The sequence below is a fragment of the Dickeya sp. ws52 genome, from assembly GCF_007210685.1.
GTDB classification, from domain to species: domain Bacteria; phylum Pseudomonadota; class Gammaproteobacteria; order Enterobacterales; family Enterobacteriaceae; genus Dickeya; species Dickeya chrysanthemi.
The window spans coordinates 55,590-68,157 of sequence record NZ_SZVX01000001.1; the positions used below are offsets into that span (position 1 = coordinate 55,590).

At 52.0% G+C, this 12,568-nt stretch carries 11 protein-coding genes and 1 pseudogene; 8 read left to right on the top strand and 4 right to left on the bottom strand.

All coding sequences use genetic code 11. The annotated features are described in order from the left end of the window. The first annotated feature begins 187 nt into the window (after positions 1-187). The 6 genes and pseudogenes from FDP13_RS00215 to FDP13_RS00240 all read left to right on the top strand — a co-directional run bounded on the left by FDP13_RS00215 (position 188) and on the right by FDP13_RS00240 (position 5,358). Positions 188-592 carry a nuclear transport factor 2 family protein gene (locus tag FDP13_RS00215; RefSeq protein WP_033575927.1) on the top strand — a complete coding sequence of 135 codons (405 nt, stop codon included), beginning with the start codon at positions 188-190 and terminating at the stop codon, positions 590-592. 508 nt (positions 593-1,100) lie between these two features. Beyond that, positions 1,101-1,364, top strand: a pseudogene (locus FDP13_RS00220) (LysR substrate-binding domain-containing protein); the annotation flags it as partial. Positions 1,365-1,591: 227 nt separating this feature from the next. Continuing rightward, a complete protein-coding gene (locus FDP13_RS00225; protein ID WP_033575926.1) occupies positions 1,592-2,413 on the top strand; it encodes a mannosyl-3-phosphoglycerate phosphatase-related protein in 822 nt (273 codons plus the stop codon). Positions 2,414-2,432: 19 nt separating this feature from the next. Then, a complete protein-coding gene (locus FDP13_RS00230) occupies positions 2,433-3,659 on the top strand; it encodes a glycosyl transferase (protein ID WP_012769838.1) in 1,227 nt (408 codons plus the stop codon). Between the two features lie 364 nt (positions 3,660-4,023). Next, on the top strand, positions 4,024-4,773 hold the full coding sequence (ydfG, locus tag FDP13_RS00235) for a bifunctional NADP-dependent 3-hydroxy acid dehydrogenase/3-hydroxypropionate dehydrogenase YdfG (RefSeq protein ID WP_143838126.1): 750 nt from the start codon (positions 4,024-4,026) through the stop codon (positions 4,771-4,773). Positions 4,774-5,001: 228 nt separating this feature from the next. Beyond that, positions 5,002-5,358, top strand: a complete 357-nt coding sequence (locus FDP13_RS00240) for a DUF1283 family protein (RefSeq protein WP_012769840.1) — start codon at positions 5,002-5,004, stop codon at positions 5,356-5,358. A gap of 118 nt (positions 5,359-5,476) precedes the next feature. Here FDP13_RS00240 and bioD read toward each other — a convergent pair whose 3' ends face one another. From bioD to FDP13_RS00255, 3 genes are all read right to left on the bottom strand, one after another. Further along, positions 5,477-6,148 carry a dethiobiotin synthase gene (gene bioD, locus FDP13_RS00245; RefSeq protein WP_012769841.1) on the bottom strand — a complete coding sequence of 224 codons (672 nt, stop codon included), beginning with the start codon at positions 6,146-6,148 and terminating at the stop codon, positions 5,477-5,479. Positions 6,149-6,292: 144 nt separating this feature from the next. After that, positions 6,293-7,510, bottom strand: a complete 1,218-nt coding sequence (locus FDP13_RS00250; protein WP_143838127.1) for an ROK family transcriptional regulator — start codon at positions 7,508-7,510, stop codon at positions 6,293-6,295. Between the two features lie 115 nt (positions 7,511-7,625). Continuing rightward, complete coding sequence (locus tag FDP13_RS00255) at positions 7,626-8,540, bottom strand: LysR family transcriptional regulator (RefSeq protein WP_143838129.1); 915 nt, start codon at positions 8,538-8,540, stop codon at positions 7,626-7,628. Positions 8,541-8,678: 138 nt separating this feature from the next. Between FDP13_RS00255 and FDP13_RS00260 the strand changes: the two genes are divergently transcribed. Then, positions 8,679-9,929, top strand: coding sequence for an MFS transporter (locus FDP13_RS00260; protein WP_143838378.1), 1,251 nt, complete (start codon positions 8,679-8,681; stop codon positions 9,927-9,929). Positions 9,930-10,095: 166 nt separating this feature from the next. Beyond that, positions 10,096-11,022, top strand: a complete 927-nt coding sequence (gene tus, locus FDP13_RS00265; protein ID WP_143838380.1) for a DNA replication terminus site-binding protein — start codon at positions 10,096-10,098, stop codon at positions 11,020-11,022. A gap of 3 nt (positions 11,023-11,025) precedes the next feature. Here the strand turns inward: tus and fumC are convergent, their stop codons facing one another. Then, a complete protein-coding gene (fumC, locus tag FDP13_RS00270) occupies positions 11,026-12,423 on the bottom strand; it encodes a class II fumarate hydratase (RefSeq protein ID WP_143838131.1) in 1,398 nt (465 codons plus the stop codon). Positions 12,424-12,568 lie beyond the last annotated feature (145 nt).

Genomic DNA, 12,568 nt, shown 5'->3' on the forward strand with positions numbered 1-12,568 from the left:
GATAAGGCTAAGTGTTTTTATACATCTAGTCCACTTAATCGATAACCCCTATCTTAGCCAGCGACACCGAGGCTTGCTCCTCTTGGATCAAAATTAATACCGGGCTACCGCCACATATCGCACACGAAATCCGCTCGGGTTGAAATAATTTGCCTGGCATTCCGGGTAATGCTGGTGAGGAATGATAATGAATAAGACATCTAATGAAGAACTGGCCGCTATTGAAGCGGCGGCGGTCGCTTACTTGACGGCCTTCAATCGCGCCGACATCGCTGCTGTAATAGCAACATACACTGATGACGGCGTACTGATGGGGCCAGGCAGACCAGCAGCAGTGGGCAAGGAGGTGCTTGCTGCGGTCTATCACAACGTATTTGAAACGGCGGGTTTCGACATGGCCTACGAAATAAAAGAGGTTGAGCAAATCAGCGCCGACTGGGCCTTTGTTCGGAGTGCCACCGAGGGAATCGAAACCGATAAAGCAACCGGCGTCGCGACTCCGGCGGCTTATCAGGAACTGTTTCTGCTACGGAAATCGGCTACCGGATCATGGCAGACGGCGCGATATTGCACGTCCAAGATCAGTCCATAGAGCCTGATTAGCATACTGGCGAGAACACGGCTTTATCGTCACTGGGGTTGTTGTCGGTCTTCTGTTTCTGCGGGCACGGCAACACTCCAGGTCTTTCTGGTACTGAAATTTTTGATCCTGCCGCTAATGCCTTTCGATAGCGTTGTGGAACTCATCAGCGGGGAAGGGATTAAGAGTGCAGAACCAGACTTAATGGTTGGAAAAAAAGCCATTATCATTTCAGCCGTGAAGAGTAGTCTGCGGTGGGAAGATAAGCTAAAGGCCCTCTCGATTTAATTTAACATAATATACATTATGCGAACCAGTGTAAGGTCAGGAGAGTTCTGGCATTCGGGCTTGTCAATCATCGTGGTCAGTACCGACCCGTAACCAGTCACCCAGTCGCACCTGAACTCAGTGCCGGCAAAAACCGGCAACGCAATCCAGGTGCAGAAATGTATGAAACTCCGAGTCTGACTCAACAGCCTGCTGGCCACAGCGATCACACTGTAGTAGCTAGGAGTGCGCCGAGGCCATACGAGAAAGCGTCAATGCCGGATTAGGGATCGCTCAAGGGCCTGAATGGCTATACGAAGAAGGGCTGAAAAATGGCAATTTGCAACTGTTACTAAAGGACTACACGGCTCCGCCGGTGCCCGTTCAAGCCCTTTACGTTGCGGCCCGACTTCTTCCTAAGCGGGCCATCGTATTCATGGATTTTATCGCCGAAGTATTTGCAAAAATTCCTGCACTCAACGTAAGCGCTCGCCATCGGCCATCCCAATTGCAATAACCCGCTAGTACCAAAATCAGGCCGGTTCTGACACTCGGCTGGCCAGTCGTCGCGGTCAGTGTCTTACCCACAGTTTGCGAAAACAGTGATCTCTGCCTAGGCTTAAAAAGCACCCAAATCATTTCCATCACAATAATCTGGCGAATAGCGTTTTATCGTCAATCCGCATGTCAGTTGTCTTGTACCGCACCCTAAGCAAATCTGTAGTACCTATACAGGAGACAAAAGTGCCTGAATTGACTACGAATTGGGTTATTTTTACCGATCTGGACGGTTCACTGCTGGATCACGATACTTACCGCTGGGATGACGCCGGACCATGGCTGAACCGGCTGCAACGTCGGCAAGTGCCGATCATCATCACAACCAGCAAAACGGCGGCAGAAATTATGCCGCTACAGCAGGCATTGGGATTGAGTGATATGCCGGCCATAGCAGAAAACGGCGCTCATATTCTGTTGCCGTCATCCCGGCGTTCTTCGCCTTCAACCTCCTCTCTTACCTACTCTGATATCTGCCGGCAGTTACAGCAGTTGCGTGAGCGCTACGGTTTTTTATTCCGTGGCTTTGCCGACATGGATGCTGCGGCAGTAGCGGCGGTTACAGGGCTGACGTTGCCGCAAGCAGCGCTGGCCCGCCAACGCCATGCTTCCGAACCGCTACTGTGGCAAGGTGATACGGCATCGCTGGAAACATTCAGGGCTTGTCTGGCCCAAAAAAAGCTCTCTTTAACGCAGGGCGGCCGTTTTCTTCACGTGATGCATAACGGCATCAGCAAAGGTATTGCAGTGCATCAATTGATAAAACAGCTGCAAGCAGTAACCAGACAAGCGTTGGCTACTATCGGGCTCGGTGATGGACCAAACGATGCGTCATTGCTGGAAGCGACTGACTACGCCGTGATCATTAAAGGAAAACACAACCACCATGTGACGTTGTCACCTAATTCTTGTAAAGAGATTTACCGTACCCAGGCCGCCGGACCGGCCGGCTGGAGCGAAGGACTCACCTATTTTCTCGGTCGTTATGAAGCGGAATTGCTTGATTGATAAAGGAGGAATAATACCCATGAGCGAGTTTTATCAGGATGGCATTATTACCAATTTTCATAATCTTACCCGGCGCAGCGTCGAAGAGTTGGAATACGAGTTACAGGTATTTTCCGGCCAGAGCAGTATGGGGCTGATCCTCCCTTCCCTGTTCTCAGAACTGGAAGGCCCGGCGCTGGATAAGATTGTCGATATGCTGGCGCAAGTCCCCTATCTGTCTGAAATCGTCATCGGGCTTGATCGGGCTGACCGCGAACAGTTTCTGTTTGCCCGGCAATTTTTCTCTCGTCTTCCACAGCGGCACCGCATTCTGTGGAACGATGGCCCTCGCCTGACCCGGCTCAGTCAGGAGTTGACCGACAAAGAATTGGCGCCAATGGAGCAAGGGAAAGGCCGTAATGTTTGGTTTTGCGTCGGCTATACCTTAGCGTCGCGCCGTACTGCCTGCATCGCTCTGCATGATTGTGACATTGTCACTTATGATCGCGCCATGCTGGCTCGCTTGCTCTACCCCATTGCCAACCCTTATTTTCACTACGATTTCTGCAAAGGCTATTATGCGCGGGTAGCCGAAGGAAAACTCAACGGGCGCGTCGGGCGTTTGCTGGTGTTTCCACTGCTGAAATCGTTGCAAAGCGTTTACGGTAATTCAGACTATCTCGAGTATATGCGCAGTTTCCGCTATCCATTATCCGGCGAATTCGCGATGCGTAGCCATGTGTTACGGAACTTGCGCATTCCAAGCGACTGGGGGCTGGAAATCGGCATGTTGTCGGAAATTCACCGCGGAACGGCAACCAGCCGTATCTGCCAGGTGGATATCGCCGATAATTACGATCATAAACATCAACCGATGTCAGAAAACGACCCGAGTTCCGGATTGCAACGCATGGCAATGGATATCACCAAAGCGCTATACCGCAAACTGGCGATCCAGGGCGTCAATATCACGACTGATTCATTCCGGGTGCTGCGGGCTACGTATTATCGGACCGCGCTGGATATGATCGACTCATTTGAACACGATGCCCGCATGAACGGCCTGCATTTTGACCGACATACCGAGGAGTCGGCGGTAGAGCTGTTCGCCGATGTCATTACCCAATCCGGACAGGTATACAGCGACAGTCCGGGGGATAAACCGTTTGTTCCCAGTTGGAACCGGGTTCAGTCGGCATTTCCGGATATTCTGGAACGGCTGTACGACGCCGTAGAAGCAGATAATCAGGAAATGAACGACGCATGACCCGTCGTACCGCCTCACCGGGGGGGTCCCTCTAACCCTGGTAAGGCGGTTCGGCCATTCGGTTGCACCGTGCCGGAAAGCGGCCTACGACGACCCTGTTTTGTCGGGCTGCGAGCCTCCTCGAGGCTCTGTCTGCAAAATACTGCAAGTCTCCATCCCGTCTGCGAGGCTTCCTGAAAAGATCAATACTGACATAGAGATAGCGACAGGGTTAAGGTATGCTCGTGGCTATATGATGTTGCTGCAAACGATGAGGCTGTCTCTTTGCGATACAGCAGTTCAGACTAAGCAGTACGGACTAAATAGCGCAGGTTATTGAGTTAATTCAGGATAGTGCAGTCAGAAATAACAAGAGGAAAAACGCATGATTATTTTGGTTACCGGTGCGACGGCGGGCTTTGGTGAGGCGATTACCCGGCGGTTTATCAAAGAAGGTCATCAGATTATCGCTACAGGGCGTCGTCAGGAACGTCTTGATGCGTTGAAGGCTGAATTTGGCGATGCGCTTTTCACGCTTCGTCTCGATGTTCGCGATCGACAAGCTATCGAGCACGCTATTGCCGAGCTGCCTGCCGAATGGCGTACCATTGATGTACTGGTCAACAATGCCGGGCTGGCACTGGGTTTGGAACCGGCCCACAAAGCGAATGTCGATGACTGGGAAACCATGATCGACACCAACAACAAAGGTCTGGTGTTCATGACCCATGCGCTATTGCCGGAAATGGTGAAGCGCAATGTCGGCCATATTATTAATATCGGTTCCACTGCCGGCAACTGGCCTTATCTGGGCGGGAATGTCTACGGTGCCAGCAAGGCATTTGTACGTCAGTTCAGCCTGGGGCTGCGTGCAGACCTGTCCGGGACTCGGGTACGCGTTACCAATATTGAACCCGGTCTAGTCGGCGGCACCGAGTTCTCCGCCGTGCGTTTTAAGGGGGATGAAGCCAAGGTGAGCCAGATCTATGACAAATCGAACCCGCTGACGCCGGAAGATGTCACAGAAGCCGTGTTCTGGGTGGCGACATTACCGGCTCATATCAATATCAACACGCTGGAAATGATGCCGGTCAGCCAGACCTATGGCGGCCTGAAAGTCAACCGTGACGAGTAACTCCTTCACATCGCGCTGCTTTTCGACGCAGCGCGTCATTAATGTAACGTTCGTATTCAAGGGACATCATGGTGATGCAGATATTTCATGGTGATAGGCGGCTTTCCCTGAATATGTTGTGTCAGTTATAGTTTGTTGATGGCGGCGAATGCTATAGTCACCGTTAAGATATCTTTTGGTATGACAACGCCGTCATCGTATTTACAGAAAATCCTGTCTGGGTGAAACATGCAGAAAAAAACACGTCGTTTACGCCTTCTCATCACATCTTCTCTACTTAGCCTGGGGCTTTTTTCATCCGTGCAGGCCGCGCAGCACATCGTGATTGATAATGGCAATAGCGCTTTATCCAAAGAAGCAGCGCGCCAGAGTAGCGAAGACTGGAATGAAACCCGCACATTACGTAATAAAGTGAATAAACATCTCGAAAAACGTGTCGACAAGGCAGACCGGGATTTTGACAAAGCGGATATGGCGGAAGCGCTTGCAGAGAAATGCAAAGCCAGCGCTAACTTCAACGCCTACTGGGAACCCAATTCATCTCGTTGTCTCGATCGTCGCTCCGGCCGCCCTGTAACACCATAATTTCAGCACTAAAACCGCGATATCACATAAGGGGGAATTATCCCCCTTTGTTTTTTGTCACCGGAGAACGGATAAACAAACACGTATGATTGAGATGAATGGTGCCTGAGCTTTCAGGCTAAATCGACGGGTTAATCGCGGAAAGATCGATGTAAGCAGATAAATCTCGTTGTTCGGCACGCGGGAGATACGGCAGTTCGCCCAATTGAGGCGCGGGGATTTTTTCACGCAAGGCATGAATGATTTCGGCATAATTGGCCAGGCCGGGATTGATACGGTTCGCCACCCAACCAACCAACGGCAATCCATCGTTAATAACAGCCTGTGCCGTCAGCAACGCATGATTGATGCAGCCCAGCTTGATTCCAACGACCAGTACCACCGGCAATTGTTCCTGAACGACCCATTCCGAATAGGTTCGCATATCATTCATTAACGTACGCCAGCCGCCGCTGCCTTCGACAATCACCATGTCCGATAACCCGCCAAGGTGGTGTAATCCTTCCGTCATGGCGCAGTAGTTAATCGGTTGCTCGCTTGCGCTGATTTCGTCTTCCACAAGCGACACCGGGTTGACCTGCTGATAAGACAAGGAGATTGACGAGGCTTCTTGTAACACCAGCGCATCTTTGTTACGTAGCCCCTCTTCCGTTTCTTTACAGCTTTTGGCGACTGGTTTATACCCCACCACAGTTTTGCCCGTTTTCGTCAGCGCTTGTAATAACGCCTTCGATACCACTGTCTTACCAACGGCAGTATCCGTTCCTGTAACAAACATACGCTTTAACATGAAAACATCACTCCGGCAGGCCCACCTGAAAAAATAAACCTCAAACAACTTACTGATGAGGCTTAAAGTCTAGGGGATGGGCCGCCGATACGGCTTGCGTTAGCGCAATGTTTTGTCGGTCAGCACGCGCGACTGTGCGGTGTGTTAGCCCTGCAGCAGCTTAATCAGCAATGAGCCGTTATAGAGCGCATCTTTGATGAGCGCCGCGCCGGGAACCGTACCCTGATTATAGAAATGGGTCGATGTGACTTGCAGGTGATGGCTATAAGCCGGTAATGCCTGACGGCGAATGCAGTCAAGGATAGCGGGATACAAAATGTCGGCCGCCTGATTCAGCGGCGAGCCAATCAGAATTTTTTCCGGATTAAACAGGTTAACCATGATGGCGGCAATCCGGCCCACGTTATTCCCCACATCAACAATAATATCCTTTGCCAGTTGATCGCCTTTTAACGCCGCGTCGCACAGAGATTCGACCGTCAGCGGCGAGCCGTGCAACAGTGAACTCATCGAACCTTTCAGGCGCTGTTGCGCCAGTTCCAGCATACTTTCAATACTGGCGACGGTTTCCAGGCAGCCGTGGTTGCCGCAATAACAGCGTTTGCCATAAGGATCAACCTGGGTATGACCTATTTCCACCAGCGTCCGGCTGCCGGCATGTAGAATGCGGCCGCCGGTAATCACGCCGGCGCCGACATTGTGATCAATAACAATCTGAATGACGTTTTGGCAGCCGCGTGATCCGCCAAACAGCGCTTCCGCCATAGTCCAGGCACAAATATCATGTTGCAGATAGACGGGCAAGCCCGTGCGCTTTTCCAGCGCCGGGCCAATCGCCATTTCTTCCACATGGTAAAAAGGCATACGATGGATAATGCCGGTGGATGAATCCACCATCCCAGGCGACGTAATAGCGATGGCGGTCAATCGTTCCAGTTTTCGCTGGTGACGGATAAAAAACTGATCGATTTCAGTCAGAATCCGCTCCAACAACGGCTGATGATGCTCGCTGGGTAAATCGACCTGCTCTTCCACTACCAAATGACCACTCAGGTCACGCAGCGCGAGCGTCATGACCTGGTTACTGATTCGCACCGACAGGTAATGCCAGGCTTCTGTATCCAACACCAGCCCAATCGCTGGCCGGCCTCGGCTACCCATTTCCTGATATTCGGTTTCCCGAACCAGATGCGCTTCCATCAGTTCACGCACAATTTTGGTAATGCTGGCAGGAGCAAGTTGAGCCTGTTTTGACAACTCAATACGGGAAATGGGGCCATGTTCGTCGATCAGTCGATAAACGCCACCTGCATTCATCTGCTTAATCTGATCGATGTGTCCCGGCTGACCACTGACAATCACGGTGAAACGGCTCCTGCGATTAGGCGTAACGGTATTTTTTACGCTGTAAAATAAAAAACTGCGGCTATGGTGGGGCTTTTGTAAATAGTCGTCAAATATTTGATTCGATATGTGATTAATCGCACATATTTTTGATGGTACTCCCCAGCATCAACGAGATTAACGTTTGTGCGGCAGTGTTAAGCGGCCGATGTTGATGGGTGACCAACCACATTTCGCTGATGGCATCTTTTTCCTGCAACCACAAGTACTTGACGCCATCCACCCGGATCCGACGGAACGATGCGGGCAACAGAGAGACCCCCAGACCCGACGACACCAGGCCGATAATCGTCATCGCCTCCCCCACTTCCTGGGTGATGTAAGGCGTCATGCCGTATTTTTTTAGCAACGTCAGCACTTCGTCGTATAACGCGGTGCCCACTTCACGCGCGAAAAATACGAAGGGTTCACTGGCCAATTGCTGGATACTGATGCGACCACCCGGCGAGGCGGCCAACGGGTGCTCTTCATGTACCACCGCGACCATAGGCTCATGCAGCAACAACTGGTGGCGCAGCGTTTCCGGCAGCGGATTGTTGCGCATCACGCCCAAATCCAGCTTGCCGTCGAGCAACGGCGCGATCTGTTGCTTGGTGTTGATCTCCAACATCTGGATATGTACATCGGGGTAACGTTGGCGAAATTGCAGTAAGCTGCGTGAAACCTGTTTGACAAACGGTGCCGATGAGGTGAAACCGATATTCAGCTCCCCTATTTCTCCGCGCTGGACACGGGCAGCACGTTCCGCCGCCTGATTGACCTGATTAATGATCGACCAGGCTTCTTTGAGAAACAGTTCCCCCGCCTGCGTCAGGCGCACATTCCGATTGTTGCGATCCAATAACTGAGCGCCAACCCGTTCCTCCAACGCCTGTATCTGCTGGCTGAGCGGTGGCTGAGAGATATGCAACTTTTCGGCGGCACGCCCGAAATGCAACTCCTCCGCAACGGCAATGAAGTAACGAAGATGCCTGAGCTCGATATTCATATTTATAAAGTATCATTATTAATAATTAATATATTATACAAAACAATCAGGCTAATCCTATGATTTGCTCACTGATGTTTTTGCCGTATTTTCTCCGGATAAGGATTGATTTTGAGTACCCCGCTGTCTGCACAGGGAATACCTGTTTCCGTCACTGACGACATCCAACCTCAACGCAACACCCACTCTCCTGGTTACAAAAACCCGTTTATCACCCGAGGGACGCCGACATTCATTCGCGTCACGCTGGCGCTGTTTTCCGCCGGTCTGGCGACTTTTGCCCTGTTGTACTGCGTACAACCGATATTGCCGGTGTTGTCGCAAGCATTCGGCGTATCGCCGGCGGCCAGCAGCTTGTCGCTTTCCGTCTCGACCATCACCATGGCGGTTGGGCTGTTGTTTACCGGCCCGTTGTCCGATACGGTTGGCCGCAAAAACGTCATGGTAGTGTCGTTATTGTTGGCGTCGGTCTGTACTTTGATTGGTTGCACCATGACGCAATGGGCCGGGCTGCTGGCAATGCGGGCGCTGGTGGGCTTATCGCTTAGCGGTGTGGCAGCCGTAGCGATGACTTATCTGAGCGAAGAAATTCATCCCAGCGTGGCCGCTTTCTCTATGGGGCTGTATATCAGCGGCAATTCCATTGGCGGCATGAGTGGACGTTTATTAACCGGGGTAATTACCGATTTCTTCAACTGGCGCGTCTCTATTGCTGCGATTGGCATTGTCGCGCTACTGGCGTCGTTGACGTTCTGGCGGATCCTGCCGGATTCTCGCCACTTTCGCGCAGGTTCGCTGCGCCCGAAAACCCTGTGGATCAACACCCGTTTGCAATGGCGCGACGCCGGCTTACCCCTCTTATTCGCCGAAGGTTTCCTATTGATGGGAAGCTTTGTCACGCTATTTAACTATATTGGCTATCGGTTGTTGGCCTCGCCTTATAACCTGAGTCAGACGATCGTGGGGTTATTGTCGGTGGTCTATCTGACCGGCAGTTACGCGTCACCACGTGCCGGGGCAATGATTACCCGGTTTGGCCGAGGGCCGGTGCTGGTCGGTAGTATTCTCCTGATGCTGTCCGGCCTGTGGCTAACCCTGTTCAGTGCATTACTGGTGATGTTTGCCGGGATGATGCTGTTTGCTGCCGGGTTCTTTGCCGCCCATTCGGTGGCCAGCAGTTGGATTGGCGTGCGGGCGCTGCGCGCCAGAGGACAGGCCTCGTCACAGTATTTGTTCTGTTATTATCTGGGTTCTAGCCTGGCCGGCACCTCGGGGGGATTCTTCTGGTATCACTATGGCTGGAGCGGTCTGGTGTTGTTTCTTTCATGCCTGCTGATGTTGGCATTGTTGATTGGGTGTAAACTGAAGTCACTGAAAGATAGGCACTAAATTTTATTTGCCTTCGGCCCTTTCCCCCACCGGCCTGAATAGTCAGGCCGGTAAACTTTCTGCTTTTACTGCCGCGTTCCCACTGTTAAGCCAGAGTAAATAGAGGTTGTTAATCTGAGCGTTTGCGATAGAATGAAAGTATGTTGTAACTAAAGTCAGGTTAATGATGCCCGCCTACGATTTAATTGAACGCATGAACCATTGCTTCACCACGCTTGAGGCGCATTTGGCTGAAATGCATCAGCTTTTTCGCGATTTCCGCTTCGCCGGCGGGCACATATTCAGGTTGCCGCCGGTAGAAAAAGGCAGCGAGCATGACCCGATAACGCGTATTCACGTCACCCCTGTTTCCGGCGAGGCGGCCTGTGAACTCGGTTTACAACATTTTCGCCATTTGTTTATTCATCACCACTCAGAAACCGTCAGCAGTAAAGCGGCTATCCGCCTGCCGGGCGTATTATGTTTTCAGGTTGACCAACAAGAATCGCTGCTGGCACGCCAACTCGTTACTGAAATAAACGCCAGGAAAAAAGAGCTGGAACAGATAGTCACCGTCGAATCCGGACTGGAGCCGGAGCAGCGCTTCGATTTTGTGCATTCACACCTCAAAGGATTAATTACGCTGAGTGCTTATCGTGCGATTACGCTGCTGGTTGATCCGACTTCGGTACGATTTGGCTGGGCGAACAAGAATATTATCAACAACATTACCCGTGATGCCCTGCTGGAAAAGCTGGAGAAAAGCCTGCGAGCAGGACGCAGTCAGGCACCATACAGTAAGGAACAGTGGGCGTCGTTGCTGGAGCAGGAAATCAGCGATGTGAAACGCTTGCCGGAACAAGCATCGCTGAAAATAAAGCGACCGGTGAAAGTACAACCGATCGCCAGAGTCTGGTATCAGGAGGAGCAGAAGCAAATACAGTACCCCTGCCCCTCGCCGCTGTTAGTGTTGTGCCAGCAAGATGCCATCCCCATTATGGGTGCACTGAACGACTATGATGCCGACAACATTCAGCACCGCCATCGCCCTAAAGCCAAGCCGTTAAGATTGTTGATCCCCCGGCTGCATCTGTATACCGATGACGGTGCCTGAGCGTCATGATTTCATGCTGCCGACCATATCCTCCGGGCGAACCCACTGGCTAAATTGCGCGTCGGTGAGATAACCCAATGTCACCGCCGCCGCTTTCAACGTCAGCCCTTCTTTATGCGCTTTTTTGGCGATTTCCGCCGCTTTGTCATAGCCAATATGTGGATTCAGCGCCGTCACCAGCATCAAGGACTCATTCAACAACTGGTTGATCCGTTCGCGATTAGGCTCGATACCTATGGCGCAATGTTCATTAAAACTCCTCATGCCATCAGCCAGTAGCCTCACGGATTGCAGGAAATTGTGGATCACCATCGGCCGAAACACATTCAGCTCAAAATTACCGGCGGCGCCGCCCATGTTGACTGCCACATCGTTACCCATCACCTGACAACACAGCATGGTCATCGCTTCGCACTGTGTGGGATTCACCTTACCCGGCATAATTGAACTGCCCGGCTCATTTTCAGGAATGGCGATTTCACCAATCCCGCAACGCGGCCCGGAAGCCAGCCAGCGAACATCGTTGGCAATCTTCATCAATGACGCCGCCAGCCCTTTTAACGCGCCATGAGCGTGAACCAGTGCATCACAGGTAGCCAATGCTTCAAATTTATTCGGCGCAGTGACGAACGGGTGCCCCGTTAAGGTTGCCAATTCCGCCGCCACCCGCACGGCATATTCAGGGTGGGTGTTCAAGCCGGTTCCGACCGCAGTACCGCCTAATGCCAGTTCACACAGGTGTGGCATACTGGTTTCAAGATGACGCAGATTATGCGACAACATCGCCGCCCAACCAGAAATCTCCTGCCCCAGGGTCAACGGCGTCGCATCCTGCAAATGGGTTCGCCCAATCTTGACGATATCGGCAAATTGCACCGCCTTATCCGCCAGTGTGTGCTGCAATGTGTTCAGTTCCGGAATCAGTTGCTCCCGCACCACGGTCACCGCCGCCACATGCATCGCCGTGGGGAAAACATCGTTAGAGCTCTGGCTTTTGTTGACATCGTCATTCGGGTGCACTATTCGTTCATTACCCCGCACGCCCCCCAACACTTCACTCGCCCGATTCGCCAGCACCTCATTCATATTCATATTGGTTTGCGTACCCGACCCCGTCTGCCAGATAGCCAACGGGAATTCACCGACATGCTGACCGGCAAGCACTTCATCCGCCGCCTGAATGATGGCATCGCCTGTCGCGGCAGCTAATAACCCCAGATCCATATTAACGCGCGCCGCCGCACGTTTAGTCTGAGCCAGCGCCATAATCAACGCACGGGGCATTTTCTCTTCCGAAATACGAAAATGTTCCAGTGAACGCTGGGTTTGCGCTCCCCACAGATGCGCCGCCGGTACGGCAATCGGCCCCATCGAATCTTTCTCAATGCGAGTGTCTGACATGGTTTTCTCCTTTACGAAACAAGTCACTTTCAGAGGAGTGCGAATTTTTACCCTTCTGGAATCATGGCATATAAAGCATTAGCATAGCGGGCACAAAGACGGAGCAACCTTTCTGGTCTGACTATCCGCCGTTATCACCATATAA